Origin of the sequence: Aureibaculum flavum (assembly GCF_016406085.1) — a bacterium.
GTDB lineage: Bacteria > Bacteroidota > Bacteroidia > Flavobacteriales > Flavobacteriaceae > Aureibaculum > Aureibaculum flavum.
Map to the genome: position 1 here is coordinate 219,257 of NZ_JAEHFJ010000005.1, position 14,508 is coordinate 233,764.

The window sequence follows — 14,508 nt, forward strand, 5'->3', positions numbered from 1 at the left end:
ACTTTTATTGTTCAAAGATATAAAACCTCAAATAGAAATTTAGAAAATGTTGCCTTTATTTAACACCGTTGTTTCTTGGTTTTTAAAAAAGAGAAAGCATCAAATGGAGCTTTTTCTAAAATACCCTATTGATGTTCAACATGAGCTCATGATACGCTTGGTTGAAATGGCTAAAAATACGGAGTTTGGTAGACAGTATCATTTCGCTTCCATATACAATTATGAAACGTTTAGAAATAAAGTGCCTATTCAGCAATATGAAACCTTTGAGCCTTTAATTGAACGAGCTAGAAAAGGGGAGCAAAATTTATTTTGGCCTACACAAATACAATGGTTTGCTAAATCAAGTGGCACCACAAATGCAAAAAGTAAGTTTATTCCAGTAAGTAATGAGGCTTTAGAAAATTGCCATTTAAAGGCTGGAAAAGACATGCTTGCTCTCTATATAAATAATAATGAAGATGCTGGTTTGTTCAATGGACGTGGATTGCGTTTAGGAGGTAGTAGTGCTATTTATGAAGATAATAATACTTATTTTGGCGATTTATCGGCTATAATTATTGAAAATATGCCTTTTTGGGCCGATTTTAGTTCTTCTCCAAAAACAGAGGTGGCTTTAATGAGCGAATGGGAGACAAAAATGGAGGCTATAGTTAATGAAACTATTAATGAAAATATTACCAGTTTAGTTGGAGTACCATCATGGATGCTTGTTTTATTAAATGCTGTATTGAAAAAAACAGGCAAGGATAATATTTTGGAAGTTTGGCCCAACTTGGAAGTGTATTTTCATGGAGGCGTTAACTTCAATCCCTATAGAGAACAATACAAAAAATTAATTCCTAAAAAAGACTTTAGATATTACGAAACCTATAATGCCTCTGAAGGTTTTTTCGCGTTGCAGGATACCAATGATTCTACAGATTTATTGTTAATGTTAGATTATGGTATTTTCTACGAATTTATTCCGATGTCCGAATTTAATGGAGAAAAATCTATTGCTATTCCGTTAGATGAGGTGAAATTAGACATTAATTATGCAATCGTAATTACAACCAATGCTGGATTGTGGAGGTATTTAATAGGAGATACCGTTAAGTTTGTTTCTCTTGATCCGTTTCGGATTAGGATTACAGGTAGAACCAAACATTTTATTAATGTGTTTGGTGAAGAATTAATCATCGAAAATGCAGAGGAGGCTTTAAGACAAGTCTGCGAAAAAACAAAATCGCTAATTACCGATTATACAGTAGCACCTATTTTTATGGACGGTAAAATACAAGGTTCTCATGAATGGATGATCGAATTTAGAAAAGCTCCCAAGAATTTAAATTACTTTACAGAGTTGTTAGATAATGCTTTAAAGTCTATAAATTCTGATTATGAAGCCAAGCGTTATAATGATATGACCTTAACCATGCCCAAGGTCCATCAAGCTGAAACAGGTTTGTTCTACGATTGGTTAAAGTTCAAAAATAAACTAGGTGGGCAACATAAAGTACCAAGACTATCTAATAGTAGAGACTTTATGGATGAGTTGTTAGAAATGTCTTCTTCAGAAAAAGTGGTTTAAAACTGCATCTTTTTTATAATCTTTACGTCTTATTGGTATAAAGGAAGTCTAATTTAAACTTAATATTATGAAAGATTCAACATGTACCTGCGATTGTGATGGGTGTAAAAACGGAACTTGTGCAAACTGCACTTGTGCAAATTGTAATTGTTCAGGGTGTAATTGTTAAAACTACTTTCTTGGATGTTTTTAAGAAGTAAAGTTTAATGTTGTCGGTTTGAGCGTTGTAGAGAACTTATCATATAATCGTAAAAGAGATTTCGACTCTGCTCAACCTGACAACTTTATGAAATTATTAATTCTATGACAGACACAAAAATTATTTGGAATACATATTCGGATGATGTAAAGCACTTTATTTTGTCAAAAATAAATGATGAAAACATAGCAGATGATTTACTACAAGAGGTTTTTATAAAAGTACATACTAAAATTTCTAGTGTTCAAGATGTGCAAAAAATAAAGTCATGGCTTTTTACAGTGGCTAATAATACCATAATGGATTATTTTAGGTCATCTAAAAGACAATATAGTATTTCAGCTGGTGAAAAAATGGAGGTGGATATTGTGGATTCAGATGATCATACTGCAGATTTTTTTGAGCATACGGAACATGATTGTTTATACGGAATTATTAAAAACTTAGAAAAGAAATATAGAGACCCTTTATTTATGGCTGATATAAAGGGGGTTAAGCATCAAGAAATAGCTGAGATTTTAGGTTTACCATTACCAACCGTAAAGTCACAAATTCAGCGGGCGAGAAAAATGATCGCCCAAGGTTTTATAGATTGTTGTGGTTACGAATTAAATGAAAAAGGAAAATTGGTGGGTGAACTTAAAAGTAAAGAAGACTGTAAGGTGTGTGGTTAATTATATTTTTCGCTCTATTACGTAATTAACCATTTCCGTCAATGACTTTTTATATTGAGAGTCTGGATACGTATCTAAAATGGCTAGAGCTTCTTCATGATAGGTATTCATTTTTTTGATAGTATATTCAATACCTCCATTATCCTTTACAAAGTCAATAACTTCTTTAACACGTTTCTTATTTTTATTATGGTTTTTTACAGAGTTAATTATCCATTTTTTATTTTTTTCAGAACAATTATTTAACGTATAAATTAAAGGCAATGTCATTTTTTGCTCCTTAATATCAATACCCGTTGGTTTGCCTATTTTAGCTTCTGAATAATCGAAAAGGTCATCTTTAATTTGAAAAGCAATTCCTATGATCTCACCAAATTTTCGCATTTTTTCAACTTCTTCTTGAGGTGCATTTACAGATGAAGCTCCAATGCCACAACAAGCAGCAATTAAAGTAGCTGTTTTTTGTCGGATAATTTCAAAATAGATATCTTCAGTAATGTCTAGTTTTCTCGCTTTTTCAATCTGTAGTAATTCGCCTTCACTCATTTCTCGTACAGCAACCGAGATCAGTTTTAAAATATCAAAATCACTATGGTCAATAGATAATAAAACGCCTTTTGATAATAAAAAGTCGCCTACTAACACAGCAATTTTATTTTTCCATAATGCATTTATAGAAAAGAAACCACGTCTGCGGTTACTGTCATCAACTACATCGTCATGCACTAAAGTGGCTGTATGTATCAATTCAATACAAGACGCTCCTCTATAGGTGCGATCATTAACTTTACCTCCAGAAACCATTTTGGCAACCAAAAAAACGAACATTGGTCGCATTTGTTTGCCTTTTCTACGAATTATAAAATGTGTTATTTTATTTAACAATGGCACATTGGAAATCATTGAAGCTTTAAATTTGTCTTCAAAAAATTCCATTTCCTCTTTAATAGGAAGTTTTATTTGCTCTATGATTTTCAAATGTGGTTTTTACGATTTTATTAGTTCTATTATTCTATATGAATAATGATTTGTAAATAAGCTCCAAATGGAGTATAAATAATCTAAATAATAATGATAAAACAACAAAGACTTTGATAATGTTGAATAAATATAATTAAATTAAATCCATTCTATGGAATCGGAACCTTGTGTTATCATAATACAAATTAAGGGTTTCAAAGGAACAATACCTCGGTTTAATATTTTTAGTTTAAAATGAGCTCTAAGCGTTCAGCAATCATAGAATTTCGCTCCTCTGCTACCATATCTTTTAGTATTGTGATATAATCATCTTTTACGCTACTGTTGATATATATAAATTCAACAGCCTGATAACGTACATAAGAATTTTTCATTTGTAATGCAGCACTGATAAATTCTGTTACTAGGTTAGCATGCTCTTTAGCTAAGATTTCTAACGCATTTGAGTTGTTAAAAACAACTAGATATGTGAAATATTCTTTATTGCTAGCTGCCGTTTTTAATAATTCAGGTAAGTTTTTAAATTCAATCTTTTTGCTTAAATCAGACATTTTATCTAATAAACTCAAGCGATCATCATTCTCTTTTGACTTTAAATATTTACCAGAAATAGCTAATAATTCATTAATAGCGTTGTTGTTAGCTGGTTTTTTCTGTTCCCCTTTTTTTTCTATTTTAGCCCAACTGTCATTTAAAGGTACGGTTCTATTAAAGATTAAATGTTCTGCGGTATTGTCATCATCTACACAAAAGTAGCCTAAACGTTGAAACTGAAATCTATCACCGATAGTTGCTTCTTTAAGACTTGGTTCTACAAAAGCATTTGTATTTAATTCTAAAGAATTCGGATTTATAAATTCTTTAAAATCTTTGTCTTTATGACTGTCTGGAGCTTCATCAATAAACAACCGGTCATATAATCTAACTTCTGTTTTAATTGCATGAGCGATTGATACCCAATGCAATGTACCTTTTACTCTGCGTTGGCTTTCTTCTGTGCCACTACCACTTCTAGATAGAGGGTCGTACGTACAATGAATTTCTAAAATTTCTCCATTTTCATCTTTTACTACACATTCTGCTTTGATAATATATGCATTTTTTAAACGCACTTCTTTACCTAATTTTAATCTAAAGAATTTTTTATTAGCTTCTTCTCTAAAATCTTCTTTTTCAATATAAAGTTCTTTAGAAAAAGGAACTTCTCTGTTACCTGCATTATCATCTTCAGGATTGTTTTCTGCAGTTAACCATTCTTCTTTACCTTCTGGATAATTTGTAATGACCACTTTTACAGGATTTAAAACTGCCATAACTCTTGGGGCAGTTTTGTTTAAATCGTCTTTAATACAAAACTCTAATAATGCTACATCGGTCACATTATCACGTTTAGAAATACCCGCAATTTCACTAAATTTTTTAATTGAGTTTGGTGTGTAACCTCTTCTACGTAATCCCGAAATGGTAGGCATTCTAGGATCATCCCATCCCTTTACATGTCCTTCTTGTACCAATTGGAGTAATTTCCGTTTACTCATTACCGTATAACTCAAATTACGACGAGCAAATTCACGTTGTTTAGGTCTTAGATCATCACCAGAATATACTTGATCAACATACCAATCATACAACTCTCTATGGCTTTTAAACTCTAAAGTGCAAATTGAGTGAGAAATTTGTTCAATATAATCAGATTCACCGTGGGTCCAGTCATACATTGGGTAAATGCACCAATCATCTCCTGTTCTGTGGTGGTGCTTCTTCAAAATACGGTACATAATTGGGTCACGCATATGCATGTTTACATGCTCCATGTCAATTTTTGCACGTAATACATGAGAGCCTTCTTGAAATTCACCATTTTTCATTTTCATGAATAATTCTAGGTTCTCTTCAATACTTCTATCTCTATTTGGACTATTCGTTCCAACTTCAGTAGGTGTGCCCTTTTGGATGGCCATTTCTTCCGATGATTGATCGTCAACATAAGCCAATCCATCATTAATAAGTTGAATACTCCAATCATATAGCTGTTGAAAATAATCTGACGAGTATAATTCGTTGGCCCATTTAAAGCCTAACCATTGTATATCTTTTTTAATAGCATCTACATATTCCTGTTCTTCTTTGGCAGGATTGGTATCGTCAAAACGTAAATTTACGGGGGCATTATACTTAATTCCTAATCCGAAATTTAAGCAAATTGATGCAGCGTGTCCAATATGGAGATATCCATTTGGTTCTGGCGGAAAACGAAAGTGTAATTTATCTTTAGTAAGCCCGTTAGCCAAATCTTCTTCAATGATTTGCTCTAAAAAATTGAGCGATTTTTTTTCTTCAGACATCCAATATTAATTTGAAATAGTCTACAAAAGTAGGGAAAATATTAATAGTGAAGTACCTTGATTACTGTAACGTTTTACTAATTTTTACTACGTATAGTTGTAACTTAAAAACAATCATAAAATGGGAAAATTAAATTATAGTTGTCCGAAATGTAATAACAAAACTTATAAAGTAGGGCAGATGAGAGGAACTGGTGGAACACTCAGTAAAATTTTTGATGTTCAAAGTCAAAAATATACCTCGGTAACTTGCGAAAAATGTTCTTATACTGAATTTTATAAAGCGAAGACAAGTGCTTTAAGTAATATATTTGATTTGTTTACTAATTAAATGCCCAATACCATTTTGGCAATCCAAAAGTAAATTAGAATACCAAAAATATCATTGCTTGTAGTTATGAATGGTCCCGTAGCTAAGGCTGGGTCTATATCTCTTTTATTTAAAAATAACGGAATAAAAGTTCCTATTATTCCGGCTACAACTATTACTGAGAATAAAGATATAGAAATTGCTATGGAAGTGAGCATATTTCCTTTCCAAATCCATGTAAAGAGAAGTAAAAATAATGATAATGCTAAACCGTTTATAAGCGATAAAGAGAATTCTTTAAACAGTCTTTCTCCAATACTACCTTTTAGATCATTGTTGGCCAAGCCCTGCACAATAATAGCTGAGGATTGCACACCAACATTTCCAGCAGTGGCTGCAATTAATGGAGTGAAAAAGAAAAGTACCGCATGTTTGCTAATAAGGTCTTCAAAGCCACCCATTATGGAAGCAGCTCCAATTCCTCCCAATAGTCCTAAAAATAACCATGGTAATCGAGCTCTAGTGTGCTGCCATAGTGTATCATCTGCTTCTACATCCTGAGATAGACCAGCTGCCATTTGATAATCTTTATCAGCTTCGTCTTTAATTACATCAACAATATCATCAATGGTAATTCTACCTAGTAAATGATTTTTATCGTCAACCACTGGTATCGCTTCCAAGTCATATTTTTGCATTACCCGAGCTACATCCTCTGCCTTGTCATGAACATTTGCCGAATCAACTTTTGGAATATAAATTTCAGAAATATGTGTTTTTGTTGAGGTTACCAGTAAATCTTTTAAAGAAAGTCTTCCTTTTAATTCTTCCTTTTCATCAACCACATAAATAGAATGTACACGCGTAACAAATTCTGCCTGTGCTCTCATTTCTCTCACACATTTTAATACATTCCAGTTTTCATAAACTTTAACTAGCTCTTTCGCCATTAAACCACCTGCAGTATTTTCGTCATATTTTAGTAATTCTTTTATATCAGCTTTATGCTCCTCATCTTCAATTTTTGAAATTACTTTTTCTTGACGTTCTTCAGGAAGTTCGGCAATCATATCCGCCGCATCATCGGTGTCTAACTCATCAAGCTCTTTTGCAATTTCTTTGGACGATAGGTTCTTTAAGACTTTCTCACGATCGTCTTCATCCATTTCCATTAAAATGTCTGATGTTATTTCACTATCTAATAATTTTATGATATAAGTAGCCTCTTCTAGATTTAAGTCCTCTAGTAGTTCTGCAATATCTGCATGATGCTCCTCTGCCAGCAAACCTAAGAGTGTTTCATTATCTTGTTTTAAGATAAGCTCTTCAATTTGTTTAATCAGTTCATCTGTAATTTCAAATGGCATCGTTGGCTATACTTTTAGTAAGGTTTATAAACTCCTCAACAGATAATTGTTCAGGGCGTTGGGCAAATATAGTATCTTCTCTTAATTTATCTGATAAATTCAATGATTTTAAGCTGTTCCGCATCGTTTTTCTACGTTGGTTAAAAGCAGTTTTCACAACTTTAAAGAAAAGCTTTTCGTCAACAGGAAGATTGTAATTTTCTTTACGAATCAATCGTATAACACCTGATTCTACTTTTGGCGGTGGGTTAAAAACACTTGGAGAAACAGTAAATAAATATTCAGCATCATAAAATGCTTGTGTTAATACGGATAGAATACCATAAGCTTTACTACCTGGTTTTTCAGCAATACGTTTGGCAACCTCCTTTTGAAACATTCCACATAATTCAGGAATGAGGTTTCTGTTTTCAATAGTTTTAAAAACTATTTGGGTAGATATATTATATGGAAAATTACCTATAATAGCAAATTGTTCATTATTGAAAATAGTACTAATATCTAACTTTAAAAAATCTTTTGAAATAATTCTATCTGCTAAATTGAGATAGTGGGCTTTTAGGTATTCTACAGATTCTGTATCAATTTCTATTACGTGCGTAGTTAGTTTTTTTTGCAATAAATATTTAGTCAATACGCCCATACCAGGACCTATTTCAAGAACCGTATCGTAATTGTTTTCAGTAAGTGTATCAGCGATTTTTTTCGCTATATTTTCATCTTTTAAGAAGTGTTGACCTAAGTGTTTTTTTGCTCTTACTGACATTGAATCTTTTATGATTTTATAAAATTCTTAACGTGATTTACTACCTTTAATTCTGTTCTAAATGCTACAAATTTACTGCCAAATAATTTTGTAGTCTCTTGCCTAAGCTCGTCAGCATCTTCTTTATAATACCTTTCTACTGCTTCTTTGTCTTCAGCAGTATACTGAATAGAATAGGTAACGCCCGTTTCTTCTTGAACCATTACTTGACACATTTTAGCTTCAAAAAACTTACCTGTTTCTAACATTTGAGGTATGTGTTCGTTTTGCATCCATTTAAGCCATTCCTGCTCAATAGAACTTTCTATGTTTATAGTTACATTATAGATATACATAAAAAATAATTTTTAATTATTAAAATCTCAAATCCCAAAATTGAAATTTGTCTTTTTGTAATTTATTAACGCTAGTTAATTATATCACCTCTCAATTTCCTGAATTGTTTTCTTGCCTCAACTAAATATATACTATTTGGAAATTCAAAAATAATCTTTTGATACATTTCTTTTGCCTTATCGCTATTATTTAAGTTGTTTTGGTATAATTCGGCCAATTTAAAATAAGAATTATCTACTAGAATGCCTGTTTTATCTAATTCTATTAGTTGTAAATAATTGCCTTCAGCTAAGTTGTATTTTTTGATTTTAGTATAGAGTTCTGCTTGTTTATAGATGGTTTCATCTTCAATAGCACCACCTTTGAATTTTATTAAAACAGCGTTTAATGTATCAATAGCTGCTTGTGTTTTATTTTGATATGCCAATACATCTGCTTTGGCATACATTTTTAATGAAGTATGTAAAGTGTCCCCTATAATATTTTCAGAAATTAATAAATGAAGTTCTAAGGCGTCATTGGCAATCAATTGTGATGTTGATTTTTTTAATACTTTTAATTGTGATAATGCCCATTTAAAATCGCCTTTAAAATAAGATGTTTGAGCTACTTTAAAGCGAGCCGTTTGTGCAAGTGTGCTGTTTTTTAAATCTGTTTGTACCTGTGAATAATTGATTAATGCCTCGTTAAATCTATTGGTATAAACCAACACATCTCCTAATTTTAATTTAAAATTACCATGTTGATAATCAGAAGTGGTTTCTTTGAGTGCATCCTTTAAAATAACAATCGCTTTTTCAGGTTCGTCTTTTGTGAAGGTTAAAAAATCAGCATAAGCCATTTGTAAATCTAAAGTGGTAAAAGTGCGACCGTATTCAGTAAATAATTCTTGAAACTGTTCTTCAACAGTTTGTATTTCTTTTTTTGTCACCGCAGTTTTAATAGCCACATTTAATAAGTAGTATTGGGCATTTAATATTGAATTTTGATCTTTGGTATTTTCTAAAACATAACTAAAGGCTTCTTGTGCAGTAGTGTTATCATTGTCATAAAAAGCAATGTCGCCTAGTTCTTCTATTCTAAATAAATTTTCTGAATTTCTTTTGAATAGAGCTTTTTCTTGAACTAGAGCTTTGTTATAGTCTTTTTGTTGTGTAAATAACCAACTCAATAATTTGTTCCATGAGTTGTTCGGATTCTTCTGTAGTCTTTTTAAAACGAGTTTTCTGAAGAGAACATTACTAGGGTCTTCACTATCGTCAGTTATAAATCTACCAGCATATCGTTGCACAGTAGCATAATATTTTTCGTTTTTTTCAACTAAATTCAAATAGCTGTCAAACATATTTTCAATATCTGCTTTTTCACCATATAGATAGGCTACATTAAGGTCTAAATTTAAATTAGGATTCAACTCCATTGCTCTTTTGTAGGATCGTAAAGCGTAATCTGTTAAATGATTTTCTTCAAAAGCCCGGCCCATGACATTACCTTGATAGGGGTCATTTTCAATATATTTAAGTGCTTTTTCATAATTTATTACAGCTTCTTCTGTTTTCCCTTGCAACTGGAAATTATAACCTATTTCAACCCATAAATTGGTTTGATCTCTGAATTTTTTTTGATGTTTGATAAGTAAAGAGGTAGCTTTATCGTAGTTTTCAAGTGCTTGGTAGCAAGAGAGTAACCGTTTAAAATAATCGCGTCTTACATCGTTTTTTTTATAGAGTTGCTCGTACAGTGATTTGGCGAGTATATAATCGCCACGCTCAAAGTACATGTTGGCCAAATTAGCATTTTGTGCACTACAAAATGATGAAATTAAAAAAAACAGTACAATAATTTTAGATGGCATGTCGTTATAGCTTGTGTCGAAATTAATTTGACATATGCTTCAAAGGTAATAAAAGAAGTTTTAACTAATTAAAAATAATACGTGAGATAAAAAAATTACTTAACCCAATTTGCATTTTGGCATAATCATTGCCTTAAAGTTAAAATCAACTAATTTTTTTTACCATGAACGAGTTAAAACAACAACATCAAAACGCAAAAGAACAAGCTACTTTTTTTATGAAGAATGGTCAAATCAATGACTATTTTAAAGCGTTACTAGAAATAAATCGTTATAAAAGATTAATGGTGGCTGTTGTCGCTAATTAGTTATTAGAAGTTCTAATTTTCTTTAAAAGAATTTTTGATATAGCTTTTGGTGATTACGTTTTGTGCGATTAAAGCATAAACTTGCCGTGTAGTGGCTTTTAGCCTTAAATATAATTACAACATCGATTAAAATAGACCGTCTTGTCAATTTGAAACTTAATTCGGATCGACAAGACGGTCTGCTTATTTATTAAAAAAATAGAATGTTATTTAGTGGATATATTTTAGTCTATAGTTTTGAAACCTGTATATTTTTGTAAAACTTCTGGAATTTCAATTCCATTTTCGGTTTGATAATTTTCTAAAATTCCAGCTAAAACTCTAGGTAATGCTAATGAACTTCCGTTTAACGTATGTGCCAATTCACTTTTTCCATCTTCATTTTTAAAACGTAACTTTAAACGATTTGCTTGAAATGTTTCAAAATTTGAAACAGAACTGATCTCTAGCCATCGATCTTGAGCTGTTGAAAATACTTCAAAATCATAGGTTAGTGCAGCCGTAAATCCTATATCTGCACCACATAATCTTAAAATACGATAAGGTAACTTTAGCTCTTGTAAAATTTCTTTAACGTGATTAACCATCCCGTCAAGGGCATCATAAGAATTATTTGGATGCTCAATTCTTACTATTTCAACTTTATCAAATTGATGTAATCTGTTTAAACCTCTTACATGAGCTCCATATGAACCTGCTTCGCGTCTAAAACAAGGTGTGTATCCTGTATGAAGAATAGGGAAATCACTTTCTTTTAGTAAAACATCTCTGTACATATTGGTAACAGGGACTTCTGCTGTAGGAATTAAATATAAATTATCTCCAGTAACATGATACATTTGTCCCTCCTTGTCTGGAAGTTGTCCAGTACCAAAACCAGATGCCTCATTTACCATTAATGGTACTTGAACTTCTTGATAACCTGCGTCAGTATTTTTATCTAAAAAATAATTAATTAAGGCACGTTGCAATTTAGCTCCTTTCCCTTTGTATACAGGGAAACCAGCTCCAGTAATTTTATTACCTAGTTCAAAATCAATAATGTCATATTTCTTTGCCAATTCCCAGTGCGGTAATGCTTTGTCATGTAATTTTGGAATATCGCCTTCACGAAAAATTTCTTCATTATCCTCTTCTCCTTTTCCTTCTGGAACGATCGTGTTTGGAATGTTTGGGATTTGATATAGTAAGTTATCTAAATCATTTTGAGCGGTAGCCAATTGTTCGCTCAATTGCTTTGAACGTTCTTTTAATTGACCAGTTTTTTCTTTTAATAAAGTGGCTTTTTGTTGCTCTCCAGATTTGAAAAGGATGCCAATTTCTTTTGAAAGTTTATTAGATTCTGCCAAAATGTTTTCCAATTCAGTTTGGATAGTTTTTCGGTTCTCATCGGTAGTTAAAACTTCTTCGATCTTTTTACTAGCATCGGTAAAATTTCTTTTTGCCAATCCTTTTAGTACGTGATCTTTATTTTCTCTAATAAAAGCTACTTGTAACATGTTTGTTTTTTGGTATTAAGCGGACAAAGATAAGGATTAAAACTTCTTTTTACGAAATGAAATCTCACTACTTTCAATCAATGTTCTAGCAGATTTTTCATCTTGTTTAATTTGTGCAAATAATTCTTCTAAAGAATCAAATTTCTGTTCGTCTCGTAAACGATGTGCAATTGAAATTGAAATGGTTTCACCATACAAATCAGCATTGAAATCTAGTAAATGTACTTCTATGGTTTCATGCTTTCCATTAACTGTTGGACGAAAGCCAATATTCATGATTCCAAATAAATTTTGATTATTTATTGTGGATTTTACAATGTAAACTCCAGGTTTTGGTATTAATTTGTAAGACTCTGCTATATCTATGTTAATGGTTGGGTAGTTGTGCTTATTGCCTAAACCTTTACCATGAACTACCTTTCCAGTGAGTAAATATTCATAGCCTAAGAAATTATTTGCTTTTTGAATATCACCATCTAATAATGCTTGGCGAATCTTAGTTGAGCTAACGGATATATTTTTTATATCCTGTGCTGGAATTTCTTCTACTTTAAACCCGTATAGAGAACCATACTCTTCTAATTGTTTAAAATTTCCTTCTCTGTTTCTGCCGAAATGATGATCGTAGCCAATCACTAATTTTTTAAGCTTTAGCCTCTTAATCAATATGTTTTTTACAAAGTCAATTGCCGTTAATCTTGAAAATTCTTTTGTAAAAGGCTCAATAACTAAATTGTTTAATCCTGTTTTTTCTAATAAGGCTATTTTTTCGGGTAAAGTAGTTAATAGCTTTAAGTCAGTACCTTGCTGCAAGACCATTCTAGGGTGTGGAAAAAAAGTAAGAATAACGGAATTATTGTCAGCGTCTGAACTTTGTTTAACCAGTTTTTTGATAATTTCTTGATGTCCAATATGAACACCGTCAAATGTCCCAATAGTTATAATTGAGCTTTTTTCTTTTCCGGTAAATTCTTTTATGGAATGATATATTTTCACAAAGTTGTTTTAAAAGGTGCTGATTTATACTTTTATTGTAAATAGTTAAAACCATTATCAGGCAAAAATAATTAAAACTAATGGATTTTTATTTTCTTAACCAGCCCAATATTCTTTCATTTTTTATTTCCCATTGTCCGTCATTGTTTTTAGTCAATTCAAAAATTTCTCTCGACGAGGAAAACGGGCCTGCATTTTGTTGAATAATTTCAAGTTTATCCATAAATAGATTTGATACTATGGCAACATGACCATATTTGTTTAAGAGTGTACCTCTCATTACAATTAAATCACCTATTGCGGGTTTGAATTGACTAGGGTTACTAAATTGTGTTAAGTTTCGTTGTTTATTCATTTTGTTGTCGGTCAGACTATTGTCATAAAAACTAATGGCATGTCCATAGCTATCGGGCATTTTATGATTATAATTTTCATAGTAATATCGTTTAACAAATTCTACACATTGATATTCTAATCCGAGGTTGTAGCCATCACATGTGTTTCTTTGAACGACATTACCAACTCCACCATTAAAGAAAACGATAACATTGTTTAAACTATCAATCGGTTGTCCAACCTCATATTTATTATTGAAGTTTACTTTTTTTACTTGATTGAATATTAAATAAGAGGTTACTAAAATTATGATAGACAGTAGTGCTTTTTTTACCATTTAAACTATAGAATGTTAAATTTATTTAAATGTTATGGTTTCTTTTATTTCAGTAAGTAATTGCGGAATTTTACCCACTTTAAAGTTTAGGTCAATACGTAATTCTTTATTATTTTTAATTAGTTTAAGTCTTCCTTGAGTTACCTTAAAGTAACCTGAAGTGCCATCTTTACAATAGCAGAATCTTCCATATATCATTTTTACATTTTGTAAGGCTCCATTAGTTAAAAATAATTGTTTATTATTTTCGTCAATCTCAAAATAGATCAATTCACTATAGTTGCCATCAGCCACATTTGGTAGCTCTTTTCTTTTGAATTCATATTTAACTATTGTATTGTTTCCAGGTGCTAATTTAATGTAGGTGTTTTGTAATTCGTCTTGTTCTATTAATAGGTTTGAATTAGGTGTTATTTCAATGGAACAGTTAGTGTTTGTTGCACATTTTTCTAGTTCAAAAGTTTGCTTTTGAAGTGTTTTTAAACTTGGTATTGTATTTGATTTACTTTTACAGTTCGCAAATAAAATCATTAAAACACAAAGAAATAGAAGCCTCATAAAATCAATTTGGGTAAAGATATTAAATCTCATTTAAAAACTTCTTTTATATTTGTTATAGGATTACA

At 31.3% G+C, this 14,508-nt stretch carries 14 protein-coding genes; 4 read left to right on the plus strand and 10 right to left on the minus strand.

Translation table 11 applies throughout. From position 1 onward, the window contains the following. The first annotated feature begins 46 nt into the window (after positions 1–46). Together JBL43_RS11860 and JBL43_RS11865 are read left to right on the plus strand one after the other, a co-directional pair. A complete protein-coding gene (locus JBL43_RS11860) occupies positions 47–1,573 on the plus strand; it encodes a GH3 auxin-responsive promoter family protein (protein WP_198841649.1) in 1,527 nt (508 codons plus the stop codon). Between the two features lie 303 nt (positions 1,574–1,876). Continuing rightward, complete coding sequence (locus JBL43_RS11865; RefSeq protein WP_198841650.1) at positions 1,877–2,446, plus strand: sigma-70 family RNA polymerase sigma factor; 570 nt, start codon at positions 1,877–1,879, stop codon at positions 2,444–2,446. Here JBL43_RS11865 and JBL43_RS11870 read toward each other — a convergent pair whose 3' ends face one another. Continuing rightward, positions 2,447–3,424 carry a polyprenyl synthetase family protein gene (locus JBL43_RS11870; RefSeq protein ID WP_198841651.1) on the minus strand — a complete coding sequence of 326 codons (978 nt, stop codon included), beginning with the start codon at positions 3,422–3,424 and terminating at the stop codon, positions 2,447–2,449. A gap of 227 nt (positions 3,425–3,651) precedes the next feature. Further along, on the minus strand, positions 3,652–5,772 hold the full coding sequence (locus JBL43_RS11875) for a glutamine--tRNA ligase/YqeY domain fusion protein (RefSeq protein WP_198841652.1): 2,121 nt from the start codon (positions 5,770–5,772) through the stop codon (positions 3,652–3,654). Between the two features lie 121 nt (positions 5,773–5,893). Here JBL43_RS11875 and JBL43_RS11880 point away from each other — a divergent pair, with 121 nt between their 5' ends. Then, a complete protein-coding gene (locus JBL43_RS11880) occupies positions 5,894–6,103 on the plus strand; it encodes a zinc ribbon domain-containing protein (protein ID WP_138951028.1) in 210 nt (69 codons plus the stop codon). On the opposite strand, the gene mgtE is transcribed toward JBL43_RS11880, so the two are convergent. From mgtE to JBL43_RS11900, 4 genes are all read right to left on the minus strand, one after another. Continuing rightward, positions 6,100–7,449 (minus strand): magnesium transporter, encoded by a 1,350-nt coding sequence (gene mgtE, locus JBL43_RS11885; protein WP_198841653.1) that lies wholly within the window; start codon positions 7,447–7,449, stop codon positions 6,100–6,102. The genes JBL43_RS11880 and mgtE overlap by 4 nt on opposite strands. Further along, complete coding sequence (gene rsmA, locus JBL43_RS11890; RefSeq protein WP_198841654.1) at positions 7,439–8,215, minus strand: 16S rRNA (adenine(1518)-N(6)/adenine(1519)-N(6))-dimethyltransferase RsmA; 777 nt, start codon at positions 8,213–8,215, stop codon at positions 7,439–7,441. The genes mgtE and rsmA overlap by 11 nt, the downstream gene beginning before the upstream one ends. An 8-nt stretch (positions 8,216–8,223) precedes the next feature. Next, complete coding sequence (locus tag JBL43_RS11895) at positions 8,224–8,550, minus strand: DUF4286 family protein (protein WP_198841655.1); 327 nt, start codon at positions 8,548–8,550, stop codon at positions 8,224–8,226. Positions 8,551–8,621: 71 nt separating this feature from the next. Continuing rightward, a complete protein-coding gene (locus JBL43_RS11900) occupies positions 8,622–10,406 on the minus strand; it encodes a tetratricopeptide repeat protein (RefSeq protein ID WP_198841656.1) in 1,785 nt (594 codons plus the stop codon). Between the two features lie 164 nt (positions 10,407–10,570). Between JBL43_RS11900 and JBL43_RS11905 the strand changes: the two genes are divergently transcribed. Further along, a complete protein-coding gene (locus tag JBL43_RS11905) occupies positions 10,571–10,714 on the plus strand; it encodes a hypothetical protein (protein ID WP_198841657.1) in 144 nt (47 codons plus the stop codon). 224 nt (positions 10,715–10,938) lie between these two features. On the opposite strand, the gene serS is transcribed toward JBL43_RS11905, so the two are convergent. The 4 genes from serS to JBL43_RS11925 all read right to left on the minus strand — a co-directional run bounded on the left by serS (position 10,939) and on the right by JBL43_RS11925 (position 14,473). Next, the gene (gene serS / locus JBL43_RS11910; protein ID WP_198841658.1) at positions 10,939–12,213 is read right to left on the minus strand and encodes a serine--tRNA ligase; all 1,275 of its coding nucleotides are present in this window, start codon (positions 12,211–12,213) and stop codon (positions 10,939–10,941) included. A gap of 36 nt (positions 12,214–12,249) precedes the next feature. Next, positions 12,250–13,209 carry a bifunctional riboflavin kinase/FAD synthetase gene (locus JBL43_RS11915; protein WP_317193451.1) on the minus strand — a complete coding sequence of 320 codons (960 nt, stop codon included), beginning with the start codon at positions 13,207–13,209 and terminating at the stop codon, positions 12,250–12,252. 88 nt (positions 13,210–13,297) lie between these two features. Then, complete coding sequence (locus tag JBL43_RS11920) at positions 13,298–13,882, minus strand: CHAP domain-containing protein (protein ID WP_198841659.1); 585 nt, start codon at positions 13,880–13,882, stop codon at positions 13,298–13,300. 21 nt (positions 13,883–13,903) lie between these two features. Beyond that, positions 13,904–14,473 (minus strand): hypothetical protein, encoded by a 570-nt coding sequence (locus tag JBL43_RS11925; protein ID WP_198841660.1) that lies wholly within the window; start codon positions 14,471–14,473, stop codon positions 13,904–13,906. Between the last annotated feature and the right edge of the window lie 35 nt (positions 14,474–14,508).